We start from the raw sequence: 15,141 nt of genomic DNA, 5'->3' as shown, positions 1-15,141 counted from the left end.
TTCAGCGACGCGGTCGTGGCGACCTTGGCAGCGGTCACGGTCAGGGTGAGGCTCGCCGAGGAGCCCTCGTGAGTGGCGTCACCGGAATAGGCCACCGTGAAGGTGTGCGACCCCACCGCCAACGTGGTCGGCAGCGCGACCGTGGCCTTGCCATCGGTCAACGTCGCCGACTGCGCCACCCCCGAGCCGGTCACCGAGACCGTGCCCGACGGCGTGCCGGACTCGCTCGTCACGCTCACCGCCAGTGATCCCGCCGTGCCCTGGGTCACGCTCGCCGGTCCCGTCACTGCGGTCTGCGTCGCCACTGCGTCGATCACCTCGATCGCCGAGAGGTCCTCGCCTTGGACGTCGACCCCGTCGACACCGCAGCGGAAGTAGACCGTGGAGCTGGCCCCCGACGAGGTTGCGAGCGTCGCGGCGAGCGTGAACGCGATCGTCGCCGTCGAGCTGTAGCCGCTCGCATACCAGGGATCGGTCACGTTGGTGTTGTCAGGCGTGCGGACTTCGACGGTGTCGGCGGAGAGATCCTCCGGGACGTCGATCGCCGCGAGCGACCCCGCCGCGGTCATCACGACGTCCTGGGTGCCGTCGAAGGAAACCGTATCGGTGACCAGGTCCGACACCACGTGCTGGCCCTCGTCCTCACCCATCGCGGTGTTGAGCGCGAAGTTCGCGCTGCTCGCGTAGACCGTCGAGAAGTCGTCGTTGACACTCTTGGCCGTCTCCAGCAACTCCTGGGGGACGGTGAACTGCACCGTGACCGGGGTCGCCGGGATGGCAAGCCCGCGGCCGACCTGCGCAGGCAGGTCGAGCGTGACGCTGGTGTCGAAGTCGTAGCTGTTGTAAGTCAGGCCGTTCAACGACGTGACACACGGGTAGGTCTTCGCGGCCGCGGCCTCGTCGGCGGCTGCCGCGCCACCGGTGGCGACCATGGTCACCCCACCGAGGGCGATGGCCGTGGTGGCGGCGATGCCGCGGACCGTCCATTCCTGCGCACGCATGTTCGTATCTCCTGAAATCTCGTCGGTTGTCCTGGCCGTGGATCCGCCCTGGATCCGGCAGCGGCGTCGGCGACCCGGATGGTCACCCTCCGCCGGGGTGGGCGTTCGCCCGCTCGGGTGCCGGAGGCCGACGCCCGGGCAAGTGTTAGGTAGACCTAACCCAGACACAACGGATCGGCGTCAAGTTGTCCCCTGCTCTTGCGACCCGCGTCGCAGGCGACACGCACACGGCCCGGCCGAGCTGTCGCTCGCCCGCTCCCCTCTGCTCAGCCGTCGGCCGTCACCCGGCGGGCGAAGGCCAGCGCCGCGCCCTGTGCCCGCCGCCAGAGGTCGTGGGTGGCGAGGTGGCGGCGGTAGGTCACCGGCTGGCCGTGGCGGCGCAGCGCGGCGACGTACGCCTCGACGAGCGGGACCGGGACGGTGGCGTCGAGGAGCCCCTGGGCGATGTGGACCGGCACGGCCAGGCCGGTGACCGGCAGGGTGGCGACCTCGCGAAGCGCCTCGACCACCGGGGTGCCGCGCAGCGGCCGGGCGACCAGGTCGCCGATCGCGACGCCCCGGGCACGCGCGGCCTGCACCGGGAAGCCGTACCACGGCGCCTCGTCCACCAGCCGCATCCCCTGCTCGGTCAGGTATCCGGAGAGGTCCAGCTCCGGGCGGGCGACCCGCAGGCCGGCCAGGATGAAGCTGAGGTAGGCGGCCCAGCCCGGGGTGGGGATCCGCGGCAGCCGCGGCCCGGCCAGCGCGACGAGCCGGTCGGGGTAGACCGGCGGGCACAGGGCGACCACGCCGCGATGCTCCAACTCGGGGGCGCGCTCGGCGCCCATCGCGGCGCTGGCCAGCGCCGCGAACCCGCCCTGCGATCCGCCGTAGGTCACCCAGCGGGTGCCGAGGTCCGCACGGACCCGGCGGGCCGCCAGCACCGAGTCGACCACATTGGCCCCCAGCGTGTGACGGTGGAGGTAGGGGTGACCGCCCGGGGTGCCGAGGCCGGCGTAGTCGGTCGCCACCACCGCGAACCCGGCGCGTATCCAGGGTGCGAGGAGGGCGGCGTGGTGCTCGGTGAGGAGCGTGAAGGAGATCGGGCAGTGCTCGCCGACGCCGATGGTGCCGTGGGCATGGGCCAGCACCGGCCAACCGTCGCGAGGCGCCGGGCCCGCCGGCACGTGCACCGCGCCGGTGACGGTGCGCGGCTCACGGGCCGGCCCCTCGGAGACATAGGTCAGCCGCGCGCCCGCGGCACATCCGGGAAGCAGTTCGGCGGGCGGCAGCTCCGCCGACCAGAGCACCTCGCCGGGGACGGCACGGCTCAGGTCGGGGACCGGCCAGGGGTCCGTCTGCGCCCCGAGGCTCTCGCTCACTCGCCCTCCTCGGCCCGTGGTCGTGGCGCAACCATGACCACCGCGAGGCTAGGCGCAGGTACGACGACCTCGCCAGCAACCAGGGGAAGACGCGGCGAAGTCGTCGCCTGCGGCTCACATCCGGCTCACAGCGGACAGTCGCCGCGACACCGGGGCGTGTCCGCTGCGTTGCCGACGCTCGCCGCAGCGGACATCTTCGGTGGCGGCGTACGCCCGAGATCGACAGATCAATTTAGGTAAGCCTAAATTAGGGGTCATGGGTCTGCGTCAGCTGTCACGCACACTGCGGCGGAGTCTGTCGGTCTCCGCGCAGGGCACCTACCGGCACGACGACGCCGACGAGCTGGCGGTGGTCATCGAGGGGTCGGCGACCATCCGCTGCGGCGACGACAGCTTCGAGCTCAACCGTCACATCGCGCTCTGGATCCCGTCGGGGACGCCCCATCAGGTGACGCTCCACGGCAGCTCGTTGATCTGCCCGGTCGGCTTCTTCTGCGTCGGCGAGTTCGAGCCGGCCTGGGCCACGCTCGCCGAGCTGCGGGTGACGCCGAGGCTGCGGGCCCTGGTGATGCAGGAGGTCCAGGGGCAGATCAGCGACCTGTTCGCACGTCACCGCGCCGAGCCGTTCTCGGAGTCCTCACCCAAGTGGCAGATCCTGGAGATGCTGCCCGGCCTGGAGCGCGACGGCCTCATCCTGCGGATGCCCGAGCATCCCGAGGCACTGCGGGTGGCTCACGCGCTGCGCGAGAACGCCGCCGACCAGCGCAGCCTCGAGGAGTGGGCGGCGGCGGTCTTCGTCAGCGCGAAGACGGTGCAGCGGGCGTTCAGCGCCGAGACCGGGCTGACCTTCAGCCAGTGGCGCACCCGTTGCCGGATGCGCATCGCGCTGACGCTGCTGTGCCAGCACCAGCCCGTCGAGCTGGTCGCGCACCGGGTCGGCTACCAGAGCGTGTCGGGCTTCATCATGGCCTTCCGCCGTGAGATCGGGCTCGATCCCGGCGACCTCGCCAGCAGCCTCGACGGACCCGACGAGCCGTCCGGGTGGCACGGCCAGGCCTACGTCGAGCCGTCGTGACCGTCTCCTCCGCCCGGCCTGGGCTCTCCACCCGCGATCTGCTGATCTGCTCGGCGATCTCCGTGGTCACCGCGGCGGTGCTGATCCCGGCGTTGTGGCTGCAGGCGACCCTGGCGGTGGCCCTCCCCGCCCTCTACGCCGTCTTCGCCGGCAGCACGCTCTTCGGCCCGGTGCTCGCCCAGGCGCTGCTGCGCCGGGCGGGGGTGGCGCTGGCCACCGCGGTGATCAGCGCACTCGCGGTGATGCCGGCCAACCCGCGCGGGGCCGCCGTACTGCTGCCCGTGGTCGCCGTGGGGCTGGCCTTCGAGGCGGTGTTCGCGATCACCGGCTACCGGCGCTGGCCGAGCTGGCGCTGGCTGGCGGTGGGCGCCGTCCTGGGAGTGGTGCAGAGCCTCGCGGTCTGGGCGGCGCTCGACCTCGGCGCACTGGCGCCGGCACTCGCCGGCGCCACGGTGGCGCTGGTGATCGCCTCCTATGTCGGCTGGCCGGCGGCGGCGCTGGTGCTGCGGCGCCAGCTGTACGACGCCGGGGTCGGGGTGAGCGTGGCGTGAGCGAGCTTGCGGGCGAGCCGCTGGTCGTGGTCGAGGGCCTCGGCGTCGCCTATCCGGGCCGGCCGCCGATCCTGCGCGAGGTGGACCTGACCATCCGCGCCGGCGAGGTGGTGCTCCTGCTCGGCGCGAGCGGCTCGGGCAAGTCCACCCTGGCGATGGCCCTCAACGGGCTGGTGCCCGGGTCGATCGCAGCCGAGGTCACCGGCCGCATCCGGGTCGCCGGTCACGATGTCGCCACCACGCCCACGGCCCGGCTCGCCGAGCAGGTGGCGATGGTCTTCCAGGACACCGACATCGCCACCGTCGCCGCCAGCGTGTACGACGAGGCCTGCTTCGGCGCCGAGAACCTCTGCCACCCGGTGGCCGAGATCGCCGAGGGGGCCGCCGCCGCGCTGCGCCGGGTCGGGCTGTGGGACCGGCGCGAGGAGGACCCGCTGCGACTCTCGGGCGGGCAGCGGCAACGGCTCGCCATCGCCGCGGCACTGGTCCAGGGCAGCCGGCTGCTGATCCTCGACGAGCCCACCGCGAACCTCGACCAGGTCGCCACCGAGGAGCTCTACGACCAGTTGCGTGCCGTCAAGGAGGACCCCGGTCGCGCGATCCTGCTGGTCGAGCACGACGTCGACGCCGCGCTCGGGCTGGTGGACCGGATCGTCGCGCTGGACCGGGACGGCCGGGTCGCCGTCGACGGCGCGGTCGAGGAGGTGCTGGCCGGGGAGGGCCCCGACCGGTTGCGGAAGCTCGGCTGCCCCGTGCCGGGCCCGGTGCTCGCGGCGCGCGCGCTCGCCGAGAGCGGCCGACGTCTCGACCCGGTGCCGCGCACCGCCGCGGCCGTCGCCGAGGCCCTGGTCGCGCTCGGCGTACCCCCGACCGGGCAGACCGCGCCGACCAGGCCGACCGAGCCAGCCGAGCCAGCGGTGCCGGCCCACGTCCGGGCCACGGGCCTGCAGGTGCGCCGCCGCGGCCGCCCGGTGCTGCACGGGATCGACCTGGCGATCCAGCCCGGCAGCCTGACCGCGGTGGTCGGCGTCAACGGCGCCGGCAAGTCGACCCTCGCCCAGACCCTGGCCGGGCTGCGGCGCCCCCACCAGGGCGACCTGCTGGTCGACGGCAAGCGCCCGTGGCGACTGCCCTCGCGGGAGCTGGTGTCGCTGACCGGACTGGTCTTCCAGAACCCCGAGCACCAGTTCGTGGGCCGTACCGTCCACGACGAGCTGGCCCACGACGCCCGCCGGCGTGGCATGGCCGCCGCGGCGGTCGAGGAGCACGTTCGGCGACTGCTCGCGCTGCTCGGTCTCGAGGACCACGCCGAGCAGCACCCGTTCACCCTCTCGGGCGGCCAGAAGCGCCGGCTCTCGGTGGCCTCGGCGCTGGGCAACGGCGCCGGCCTGCTGGTCGTCGACGAGCCGACCTACGGCCAGGATCCCGAGAACGCCGCCCGACTGTGCGACCTGTTGGTCTCCTCTCACACCGACGGCGTCACCGTCGTGGTGGTGACCCACGACCTGGCGCTCGCGGAGCGGATCGCGACCCAGGTCGTGGTGCTGGCGGACGGGCGGGTGCTGGCCCACGACACCACCGAGCGGGTGCTCGCCGACGCGAGGCTGCTGGCGGACGCGGGGCTGCGCCGGCCGCCGATGGAGCGCGCGCTGGCCGCCGTACCCGGTGCCGGGCAATGGTGGCGGGGCGTGCGGGAGAGGGAGGCGAGCCGGCCGTGACCGGACCACTGGCGCGGATCGATCCGCTGGCGCTGAGCCTGGCCACCCTGCCGGCCATGGTGCTGCTGATCTTCACTCGCGACGTGACGACGCCCGCGGCCTTCCTGGCGGCGGGGCTGCTGCTCGCCGTGGTGAGCGGGGCGTCCTGGCGCCGGCTGGCCGTCGTGGCGCTCGCCGCGGCCGGGCTGGTGACGATCGTGACCGCGGCGCTGCTGCCCTGGGTCGACGAATCGCGCGCCTCCCGCTCGGCCGGCGAGGTCGCGCTGGCCACCGGGCTCCGGCTGGCGGCGATCCTGGTGCTGGCCTGGCTGCCGGCCCTGGCCGGCCACACCGGCCGCGGCCTGGTGCGCTCGCTGGTGCGCAACGCCCGGCTCCCCTACCGCTGGGGGTACGCCGGCCTGGCCGCCGGTCGGCTGGTCCCCGGCGCCCGGGCCGAGCTGGAGCTGGCCCGAGCGGTACGACGCAGCCGGGGCGCGGCCACCTCGGGCAGGCCGTGGAGCCCGCTGCGGCGGCTGACCGAGCCAGTGGTGCCGGTGCTGGCCGGCCAGATCCGACGGGCCGAGCGGGCGGCGCTGGCGCTGGAGTCGCGTGGCTTCGGCGCCTACCCGCGTCGTACCGAGCCCGACGACCGGCCGCTCGGCCTCGGTGACCTGGTCTTCGTGGCGCTGGGCTGGCTGGTCACGGTCGGACTGCTGATCCTGTGCCGACGCTGAGAGCACGCGCTCTGAGGATCAGTGGGCGTCGCTCTCCCCCGGCGCGAAGTCGCCGACCCGGCCGGCCCGCCAGTAGCCGGTGATGTGCTGGTCGTGGCGGCCGAGGCCGTGGCGACGACCCCAGCCCCGGGCCGGCTTGAGGATGCGCTGCTCGCCGGCGCACCACAGGTAGGGCCGGGAGCCGGCCGGTGGCGTGATCGGCGCCAGGAAGTCGGCCAGCGCGTCGGCCGGCCCGGACGTGCTGCCGGCGCGGTGCAGCCAGGTCACGGTGACGCCGTCGGGCAGCTCGAGCGGCTGCTCCTCGGCGGCGTCCGGGACGAGTACGCCGACCTGGCCGGTGGCGGAGCGGGGCAGCTCGGCGACGAACCGGGCGATCGCCGGCAGCGCGGTGTGGTCGCCGGCGATCACGTAGAAGTCGTAGCAGTCGGGCACCACCCAGCCGCGGGGCGGCCCGGCGATCCATACCGGGGTGCCCGGGGTGACGTCGCGCGCCCACGCCGAAGCCAGGCCGTGCCCGTGGAGGACGAAGTCGAGGTCGAGCTCACCGGCCTGCTCGTCGTAGCGGCGCACGGTGTACTCCCGCGAGATCGGTCGCGGCCGCGGCCAGTGCAGGTGGTCGCCGTCCGGCTCGGGAACCCGCAGGCTGCCGTCGGGATCGGGGAACAGGATCTTGACGTGCTCGTCCGGCACGTGGCTCTCGAAGCCGGCCAGACCGGGGCCGCCGAAGGTCAGCCGGATCATCCGCGGTGTCACCTGGGTCCGCCGCAGCACCTCGACCTGGCGCACCCGGATCGGCCACTCCTTGAGCCACGACTCCTGCCGGGTTCCCGCCCTCTTGAACACGCGATCGTCCTCTCCGTCCCGCCTCGCCGCGCCTCGCCGCGAGGACGCGGCACAGTGTCACCGTCACTGCGGCGCGGCACAACGCGGGGGTCGCAGAGTGTCGCCTGCGGCGATGCCGTCCACCGCAGCGGACATCTGCTCGGACATCTGGCGGGACGGGCGTGACGGCGCGCTGAGGCTGTGCCAGGCTACCGCGAGGTAAGGATTGCCTTACTTTTACTTGGAGGTGTGTCCATGTGGGTGGTCGAGGCCGAGGGCCTCTCCAAGCGGTTCGGTGACCACGAGGCCTTGCGCGGCATGGACCTGCGGGTCCGCGAGGGCGAGATCCTGGGGCTGCTGGGCCCCAACGGCGCCGGCAAGACGACCACCATCAACGTGCTGACCACGCTGGTCCGCCCCGACGCCGGCGCCGCCCGAGTCGACGGCGTCGACGTGCTCGCGCAGCCGGCTCGGGCGCGTGGCCGGATCGGCCTGACCGGCCAGTTCGCCGCGCTCGACGCCAACCTCACCGCGCGGGAGAACCTGGTGCTGTTCGGGCGGCTGCTCAAGCTCGGCCGGGTCGCCGCGGCGGACCGGGCCGCCGAGCTGCTGGACCAGTTCGGGCTGGCCGAGTCGGCCGACCAGCGCAGCGGCACCTTCTCCGGCGGGATGCGGCGCCGGCTCGACCTGGCCGCCTCGATGATCGGCCGGCCGCGGGTGCTCTTCCTCGACGAGCCGACCACCGGCCTGGACCCGCGCAGCCGCAACGCGCTGTGGGAGTCCGTACGACGGCTGCGTGCCGAGGGCACCAGCATCCTGCTGACCACGCAGTACCTCGCCGAGGCCGACGAGCTGGCCGATCGCATCGTCGTGGTGGACCACGGCGCGGTCATCGCCGAGGGCACCGCGTCCGAGCTCAAGCGACGCGTCGGCGGCGCGGTCTGTCAGGTCAGCGTCGAGGCCGACAGCCTGGCCGGTGCCCGGGCGGCGCTGGAGTCACGGTGGCCGGTCAGCCACGACGCCCTCACCCTGACGGTGCCGGCCGAGGGCTCCCACACCCTGGTCGAGGTGGTCAGGGTGCTCGACGAGCACGGCGTGATGCCCACCGACGTCGGACTGCGCCAGCCCACCCTCGACGACGTCTTCCTGACGCTGACCGGGCAGCCGGTGACGAAACAGCTTGACGAGGCCCGAGCCGGATGAGCGGGCTCGCCCACGAGCCGCGTCCCGCGCTGCTGGCCGACACCGTCCAGCTGGCCGGCCGGCATCTGCGGCTGATGTCGCGGCGACCCGCCTCGATCATGGGCGCGATCATCTTCCCGCTGGTCTTCGCCTTCCTGTTCTTCACCGTGCTGGGCCGGGTGATGGAGCGTGCCGGCATCGACTACGCGCAATACCTCCTCCCAGCGATCGTGATCCAGGCGATGTTCTTCAGCGCCATGTCCGCCTCGGTCTGGGCCGCGGAGGACGCCTGCGGCGGGATGGTCGACCGGCTCCGCTCGATGCCGATCTCCCGCACCGCGCCGGTGCTGTCGCTGCTCGGCGGCGAGCTGGTGCGCTCGCTGCTCAGCATCGTGGTGCTGATCGCGGCGGGCCACGTGTTCGGGTTCCGGTTCGAGCGGGGCTGGGGCTACGCCGCGGTCTTCGTGCTGATCGCGCTCGGGATGGCCGTCGCCGCCTGCGCCGGCTATCTCGTGCTCGGCTTCGCCATCGCCCGGGTGGAGACCGTCGAGGTCACCGGCGGACTGGTCTACTACCCGCTGCTGCTGGTCTCCGACCTGTTCGTGCCGGCCGGCTCCTTCCCCGGCTGGCTGCGGCCGATCGTGGAGAACCAGCCGATCTCGCGGGTCGCCGACGCGCTGCGGGCCACCTCGGCGACGGGCGGCGGTCCCTGGCCCGACGTACTGGTCGCGGTGGCCTGGATCGTCGTGGCCACCCTCGGCTTCGCGCTGCTGGCGCCGCGGGCGTTCGCGGGGAGGCGATGAGCATGGCCGCTCTCGAGACGCCGCCGCGACCCTCGCTGTGGACCGACACGCTGGTGCTGGCCGGCCGGCAGGTCAGGCTGATGGCGCGCTCGCCGCAGACGCTGGTGCTCACCGCGATCTTCCCGCTGATCCTGCTGTGCCTGCTCTCGGTCTCCTTCGCCACGGTGGTCATGCCGGGTGCCGGCTATGCGGCGTACGTCGACTACACCGTCCCGCTGTTCGCCACTATGGGCATCACCTTCGCCACGCTCTCGACCGCCATCGCCGCCCATGCCGACCGCACCAGCGGCTTCGACGACCGGCTGCACACCCTGCCGATCTCGCCACTGGCACCGCTGGCGGGCCGGATCCTCGCCGATACCATCCGCAATCTCGCCACCGTGCTGGTCGTCACCGTTGCCGGGGTGGCGCTCGGGTTCCGGTTCACCGAGGGCCTCCTCGGAGTGGCCGGCTATCTGCTGGTCCCGCTGGTCTACGGCTTCGGGCTGGCCTGGCTGATGGTGGCGGTCTCGATGGCCGCGAAGTCCGCCGAGGCGGCGGTCTCCGCGCTCAACGCGCTGCTGCTGGTGGCGTCGTTCCTGTCCACCGGGTTCGTCACCCACGACGACCTGCCCGGCTGGGCCCAGCCGATCGCGAGCGCCAATCCGGTCTCCCACGTGATCGGCGCGATGCGCGGCCTCGCCCACGGCGGCGAGGTCGCCGGCGACGCCCTGTCGACGCTGGCCTGGTCGCTCGGGCTCACCGTGGTCTGCGGCCTCGCGGCGGTGCGGTTCACCGCTCGCCGCTGATCCGGCCGGATCAGCCGGCCCACCAGCCGCGGCCGCCCCAGCCGCCGTCGGCGAACGGACTGTATGCCGAGCGGGAGCCGAGGTAGCTGCCGACCACCGCGGCGCCCAGGTCGTCGAGCTCCGGCGCGACGACCCTGCCCTCGACGCGGCGCGCCATCGAGTCGACGAACCGGGCCAGGCCGGGGTCCTCGCCCAGCCGGAAGAAGGTGGTCTGGGCGCCGAGCCGGCGGCTGTTCTCCAGCTCGCTGACGGTCAGCGCGATGGTGCGCATGGTCGGCGGGTAGGCGAAGGAGACCTCGCCGTTGGCCTCCAGGTGTGAGGTCGGCTCGCCGTCGGTGACGATGAGCAGCACCGGCTGGGCGCTGGGGTGCTTGCGGAAGTGCCGGTTGGCCAGCAGCAGCCCGTGGTGCAGGTTGGTGCCCTTGTCCCAGCGGGCGTCGAGCGCGGTGAGCTGCTCGATCTCCATGGTCTCGGCATGACGACCGAAGCCGATCAGCTTCAGATCGTCGCCGCGGAACCGGCTGCGGATCAGCGTGTGGAGGGCGAGCGCGGTGCGCTTCATCGGCACCCAGCGGCCGTCCATCGCCATCGAGAAGCTGGTGTCGACCAGCAGCGCGACGGCGGCCTGGGTGCGGTCCTCGGTCTCCTGGACCTCGATGTCCTCCAGGTGGAGCCGCACCGGGGCGCGCTCGCCACGCACTACGGCGTTGGTGAGGGTGCGCGGGATGTCCCAGGGCTCGGTGTCGCCGTACTCCCAGGCGCGGGTGGCGCCGGACAGGTCGCCGGCGGCGCCGGAGCGTCGTACGTCGCGCTGGCCCTGTCGGCCGTTCATCCGCTGGGCGACGTCCTTGAGCAGCGCCTTGCCGAGCTGTCGCATCGCCTTGGGGGTCAGCCGCAGGTTGCCGTCGGAGCCGCGCTCCAGGGTGCCGGAGTCGCGCAGCGCCCGCTCCAGCTCCTGCAGGGTGCGAGCGTCGACGGCGGCCTCGCTGCCGAGCTGGCGAGCCAGGGCGTCGAGGTCGAGGTCGTCGAGCCGGGAGCCGGCGTAGGACTGCGAGAGCTGGTCGGCGAGCTGGTCGAGCTCGGCCAGGTCCTGCAGCACGCCGGTGCCGTCGCCGAGGCCGAGGCCCTGCTCACCGCCGAACTCCGCCGAGCCGCCCCAGTCCTCGCCGGGGCGCAGCGACTGCAGGTTGCCGTCCAGGCGGGAGAGCTGTGCCATCAGCGCCGGGGAGCCGAAGGCCTGCGCGGAGAGCTCCATCAGCTCCTGGCGCTGCTCGGCCGACATCGAGTTGAGCATCCGCTGCGCGGCGGCGGCGCGCCGGGCGAGCGCGTCCAGCAGCTCCTCGATATTCCGCGGGCTCTCCGGGAAGAACTGCCCGTGCCGGGCCATGAACTCCTGGAAGTCCTGGGGGGTGTCCTCGCCCCGGGCGTGCTTCTCCAGCAGCTCGTTGAGGTCCTCGAGCATCTGGTTGATGGCGGCGCGGTCCTCGTCGGTGGCGTTCTCCAGGGCCTGCTTCATGCCGGCGAAGCGCTGGTCGAGCAGCTCGCGACCGAGCAGGTCCTTGATCTGCTCGTAGGCCTCCCGGGCCTCCCGGCTCTGCCAGTCGTACGACGACAGCTCGCTGACGGCAGCGGCGGTGCTGGGCGACAGCCCGTCGAGCCGCATCTCCCGGAAGGCGCGGTCGGCGTCGTCCATCATCGCGTCGCGGGCGAGCTGCTTGCGCTCCTCCAGCACCGCCTTGTCCAACAGCTCGCGCACCTCGGCCAGGGTGCCGTCGAGGTGGTGCCGGTCGAGCAGCCGGCGCCGCTTCTCGGCGACCTGGCGGGCCAGCTCGTCGAGCCCGATCTGGTCGCGGCCGCCGCGGCGCAGGAACTCCCGCATCGCCCGCTCGGGGCTGTAGCCGGCCATGACGTCCTCGCCGATCGCGTCGAGCGCCTCGGCCAGGTCGACCGGTGGGGCGAGCGGGTCGCCGCCGTCGTACCGCTGGTATCTCATCCGTAGACGACTTCGCTCCCGTCGGTGTCCTTGCCGATCTTGCGGGCGAGGTAGAGCCCTTCCAGCGCCAGCTCGATGGCGCCGGCGCGCTGCCCATCGTTGCCCGCGTCGAGCCGCTCGCAGACGACGTCGTAGAGGTCGGACTCCCCCAGCGCCGGCAGCCCGGTCAGGAACTCCCGGGCGGAGACCCGCTCGCCGGTGGTGACCAGCGCGCCCGCCTCGATGGCGTCGACCAGCAGCGCGAAGTCGATCCCGCGCAGGTGGGTGCGGACGGTCTCGGCGGTGGCGGTGCGCAGCAGGTGGGTCAAGATCTCCTGCTCGCGGCCCTCCTCGCCGGTCTCGAACTCCACCTTGCCGCCGAGCACGTCGACGGCGGTGTGCAGGTCGACGACGCGGGCGACCGGCTCCTCGCCCAGGATGGTGGCCCGGCGCAGCGCGGCGGCGGCGATGGTCTCGGCACCGGCGATGGAGAACCGCGCGGAGACGCCGGAGCGCTGGTCGACCGCCGAGGACTCGCGCAGGTTGCGGGTGAACCGGGCCAGGATCTCGATCAGGTGGTCGGGCACCTCGGCGACGAGCTCGGCCTCCTGCCGGATCACCGCGACCTCGTCGGCCAGCGCGATCGGGTAGTGGGTGCGGATCTCGGCGCCGAAGCGGTCCTTGAGCGGGGTGATGATGCGACCCCGGTTGGTGTAGTCCTCCGGGTTGGCGGAGGCCACCACCAGCACGTCGAGCGGCAGCCGGAGCACGTAGCCGCGGATCTGGATGTCGCGCTCCTCCATCACGTTGAGCATGGCGACCTGGATCCGCTCGGCGAGGTCGGGCAGCTCGTTGATGGCGACGATACCGCGGTGGCTGCGCGGGATGAGGCCGAAGTGGATGGTCTCCGGGTCGCCCAGGCTGCGGCCCTCGGCCACCTTCATCGGGTCGACGTCGCCGATCAGGTCGGCCACCGAGGTGTCGGGGGTGGCCAGCTTCTCGGCGTACCTCTCGTCGCGGTGGCGCCAGGCCACCGGCAGCGCGTCGCCCAGCTCCTCGGCGCGGCGCCGTGAGGCCACGGTGATCGGCTCGTAGGGGTGCTCGCCGAGCTCGCTGCCGGCGATGACCGGGGTCCACTCGTCGAGCAGGCCGACCAGGGTGCGCAGCAGTCGGGTCTTGCCCTGGCCGCGCTCGCCGAGGAGTACGACGTCGTGGCCGGCGATGAGGGCGCGCTCCAGCTGCGGGATGACGGTGTCGTCGAGACCGTGCAGGCCCGGCCAGGGGTCCTCGCCGACGCGGAGCTTGGCGAGCAGGTTGTCGCGGAGCTCGGCTCGCAGGGTCTTCTGGACGTGGCCGGAGGCGCGCAGCTCTCCGACGGTGCTGATCGCAGGGGGCACGGTCCCAACGCTACGCCGTGCCGCCGTCGAGGTGAGAGTCTGGGCGCGTGACGATCGAACCGCCGCGCCGGCTGAACCTCTCCGAGCACGCCAGCCGGGTGCTGCTCGAGGCCGTCGTCGCGATGTCGAGCGACCTGGAGCTGCCCCGGGTACTGGAGCGGATCGTGGTCTCGGCCGCCGAGCTGACCGACGCCCGCTACGGCGCCCTGGGGGTGATCGGCCCGGGAGAGGTGCTGGCGGAGTTCGTCACGACCGGTGTCGACCCCGACGAGCGGGAGCAGATCGGCGACCCACCGCACGGCCGCGGCATCCTCGGCCTGCTGATCCAGCATCCGCGACCACTGCGGCTGCAGGACATCCAGGCCCATCCGCAGTCCTACGGCTTCCCGCCGCACCACCCGCCGATGAAGACCTTTCTCGGGGTGCCGGTGCGGATCCGGGACACCGTCTTCGGCAACCTCTACCTCACCGAGAAGGCGGGCGGAGCGCCGTTCACCGACGACGACGTGACGCTGGTCGAGGCGCTGGCCACCGCTGCCGGCTTCGTCATCGAGAACGCCCGCGCCTACGGCCTCTCCGAGCGCCGCCGCCAGTGGCTGGAGGCGACCGCGCAGCTGGCCGCCGCGCTGCAGCCGCCGATCGACGCGGCCCGCGCCCTGGGCCGGCTCACCGAGGCGGCGCGCTCGGTCGGACGTGCCCGGGCCATGGCGGTCTCCACGCTCGACCCGGACGACCCGATCGCGGCACTCGCCGCCGAGCCGGCCGACGAGGAGCTGGTCCACGACGCGGTCGCGACGCTGCTGGAGTCGCTGAGCCGATCCTGGGCGGAGACCGACGTCGAGGTCGTCGAGGAGACCATCGAGGGGCTCACCCTGGTAGCGGTGCCGCTGCGCGCCCAAGTGGCCGAGCGGGGGCTGCTGGTGGCGGTCTACGACCGTGGCTTCGACCCCTCCGAGAAGGAGGAGCGGGAGCTGCTCGCCTCCTTCGCCGATCAGGCCGGGCTGGCGCTGGACCGGGCCCAGGCGGTCGCCGACCGGGCCCAGCTCGCCGTCATCACCGACCGAGAGCGGATCGCCCGGGACCTGCACGACGTGGTCATCCAGCGGCTCTTCGCGACCGGGCTGCAGCTGCAGGGTGTCGGCCTGTCGGCACCGCCCGACATCGCCGAGCGGCTGACCGCCGCGGTCGACGCGCTCGACCAGACCATCAAGGACATCCGCGGCACCATCTTCGAGCTGCAGGCCAAGCGGCCGGCGTCGCTGCGGGCCGAACTGCGCGACCTGGTCAGGGAGTACGTCGGCGTGCTCGGCTTCGCGCCCACCGTCCGCACCACCGGGCCGGTGGACACCGCGGTGCCGGCCGACGTACGCGAGCAGCTGGTGCCGGTGCTGCGCGAGGCCGTCTCCAACCTGGCCCGCCACGCGCTGGCCGACAGCGCCGAGGTCGAGCTCGCGGTGACCGCCGAGGAGGTGTTGCTGGTGGTCCGCGACGACGGCGTCGGCATCGGCCCCGACGTCGGCGAGAGCGGCCTGCGCAACGCCCGCCGTCGCGCCGCCGAGTTGGGCGGCAGCCTGGAGCTGCGCGCCCGGGCACCGCGCGGCACGGAGTTCGTCTGGCGGGTGCCGCTCGGTCGCTAGTGGTCGTCTCTGGAAGTTCGTGGGGGGTATGCGTGGATCCAGGTGCGCGCAGCGCAAGGCGGCGTCGCGACGGCATACCGGGCGTCTTCCGAGCGGCGCCAACGCCGCGATGGGTGTGCCT

General features: G+C 73.3%; 13 protein-coding genes. 8 read left to right on the top strand and 5 right to left on the bottom strand.

Translation table 11 applies throughout. The features are described from left to right. Together QM595_RS02485 and QM595_RS02480 are read right to left on the bottom strand one after the other, a co-directional pair. On the bottom strand, window positions 1–1,001 hold a 1,001-nt coding region (locus QM595_RS02485; protein WP_415169942.1), incomplete at its 3' end, for an Ig-like domain-containing protein. A 266-nt stretch (window positions 1,002–1,267) separates the two neighbouring features. Beyond that, window positions 1,268–2,362: a lipase family protein gene (locus tag QM595_RS02480; protein WP_415169941.1), complete on the bottom strand. Its 1,095-nt coding sequence runs from the start codon at window positions 2,360–2,362 to the stop codon at window positions 1,268–1,270. A gap of 256 nt (window positions 2,363–2,618) precedes the next feature. On the opposite strand from QM595_RS02480, the gene QM595_RS02475 reads away from it, so the two are divergent. From QM595_RS02475 to QM595_RS02460, 4 genes are read left to right on the top strand one after another with little or no spacing between them, the layout of a single operon-like run. Next, window positions 2,619–3,437 carry an AraC family transcriptional regulator gene (locus QM595_RS02475; protein ID WP_415169940.1) on the top strand — a complete coding sequence of 273 codons (819 nt, stop codon included), beginning with the start codon at window positions 2,619–2,621 and terminating at the stop codon, window positions 3,435–3,437. Further along, window positions 3,434–3,988, top strand: coding sequence for an ECF transporter S component (locus QM595_RS02470; RefSeq protein WP_415169939.1), 555 nt, complete (start codon window positions 3,434–3,436; stop codon window positions 3,986–3,988). The genes QM595_RS02475 and QM595_RS02470 overlap by 4 nt, the downstream gene beginning before the upstream one ends. Further along, a complete protein-coding gene (locus QM595_RS02465; RefSeq protein WP_415169938.1) occupies window positions 3,985–5,706 on the top strand; it encodes an ABC transporter ATP-binding protein in 1,722 nt (573 codons plus the stop codon). The genes QM595_RS02470 and QM595_RS02465 overlap by 4 nt, the downstream gene beginning before the upstream one ends. Then, entirely contained in the window at window positions 5,703–6,419 is a 717-nt protein-coding gene (locus QM595_RS02460; RefSeq protein ID WP_415169937.1) for an energy-coupling factor transporter transmembrane component T family protein, read from the top strand. The genes QM595_RS02465 and QM595_RS02460 overlap by 4 nt, the downstream gene beginning before the upstream one ends. 18 nt (window positions 6,420–6,437) lie before the next feature. On the opposite strand, the gene QM595_RS02455 is transcribed toward QM595_RS02460, so the two are convergent. Next, window positions 6,438–7,262: a siderophore-interacting protein gene (locus tag QM595_RS02455; RefSeq protein ID WP_415169936.1), complete on the bottom strand. Its 825-nt coding sequence runs from the start codon at window positions 7,260–7,262 to the stop codon at window positions 6,438–6,440. A 234-nt stretch (window positions 7,263–7,496) separates the two neighbouring features. Here QM595_RS02455 and QM595_RS02450 point away from each other — a divergent pair, with 234 nt between their 5' ends. Genes QM595_RS02450 through QM595_RS02440 form a run of 3 tightly spaced genes read left to right on the top strand, consistent with a single transcriptional unit; the run spans window position 7,497 to window position 10,014 of the window. Continuing rightward, window positions 7,497–8,444, top strand: a complete 948-nt coding sequence (locus tag QM595_RS02450; protein WP_415169935.1) for an ATP-binding cassette domain-containing protein — start codon at window positions 7,497–7,499, stop codon at window positions 8,442–8,444. Further along, on the top strand, window positions 8,441–9,226 hold the full coding sequence (locus QM595_RS02445; protein WP_415169934.1) for an ABC transporter permease: 786 nt from the start codon (window positions 8,441–8,443) through the stop codon (window positions 9,224–9,226). The genes QM595_RS02450 and QM595_RS02445 overlap by 4 nt, the downstream gene beginning before the upstream one ends. Before the next feature lie 2 nt (window positions 9,227–9,228). Continuing rightward, complete coding sequence (locus tag QM595_RS02440) at window positions 9,229–10,014, top strand: ABC transporter permease (protein WP_415169933.1); 786 nt, start codon at window positions 9,229–9,231, stop codon at window positions 10,012–10,014. Between the two features lie 10 nt (window positions 10,015–10,024). Here QM595_RS02440 and QM595_RS02435 read toward each other — a convergent pair whose 3' ends face one another. Together QM595_RS02435 and QM595_RS02430 are read right to left on the bottom strand one after the other, a co-directional pair. After that, complete coding sequence (locus QM595_RS02435; RefSeq protein ID WP_415169932.1) at window positions 10,025–12,007, bottom strand: vWA domain-containing protein; 1,983 nt, start codon at window positions 12,005–12,007, stop codon at window positions 10,025–10,027. Next, window positions 12,004–13,383: a magnesium chelatase gene (locus tag QM595_RS02430; protein ID WP_415169931.1), complete on the bottom strand. Its 1,380-nt coding sequence runs from the start codon at window positions 13,381–13,383 to the stop codon at window positions 12,004–12,006. The genes QM595_RS02435 and QM595_RS02430 overlap by 4 nt, the downstream gene beginning before the upstream one ends. A gap of 47 nt (window positions 13,384–13,430) precedes the next feature. Between QM595_RS02430 and QM595_RS02425 the strand changes: the two genes are divergently transcribed. Further along, window positions 13,431–15,020, top strand: a complete 1,590-nt coding sequence (locus QM595_RS02425; RefSeq protein WP_415169930.1) for a GAF domain-containing protein — start codon at window positions 13,431–13,433, stop codon at window positions 15,018–15,020. Window positions 15,021–15,141 lie beyond the last annotated feature (121 nt).

This window comes from Nocardioides sp., from assembly GCF_047607185.1.
Classification (GTDB): domain Bacteria; phylum Actinomycetota; class Actinomycetes; order Propionibacteriales; family Nocardioidaceae; genus Nocardioides.
This window is presented reverse-complemented; position numbering and strand designations above follow the sequence as displayed.

What these genes read in the sequence shown, in the direction of transcription:
- QM595_RS02475 (WP_415169940.1), top strand. Translation starts at nt 2,619, where the DNA reads ATGGGTCTGCGTCAGCTGTCACGCACACTGCGGCGGAGTCTGTCGGTC.
- QM595_RS02440 (WP_415169933.1), top strand. Translation starts at nt 9,229, where the DNA reads ATGGCCGCTCTCGAGACGCCGCCGCGACCCTCGCTGTGGACCGACACG.
- QM595_RS02450 (WP_415169935.1), top strand. Translation starts at nt 7,497, where the DNA reads ATGTGGGTGGTCGAGGCCGAGGGCCTCTCCAAGCGGTTCGGTGACCAC.
- QM595_RS02445 (WP_415169934.1), top strand. Translation starts at nt 8,441, where the DNA reads ATGAGCGGGCTCGCCCACGAGCCGCGTCCCGCGCTGCTGGCCGACACC.
- QM595_RS02435 (WP_415169932.1), bottom strand. Translation starts at nt 12,007, where the DNA reads ATGAGATACCAGCGGTACGACGGCGGCGACCCGCTCGCCCCACCGGTC.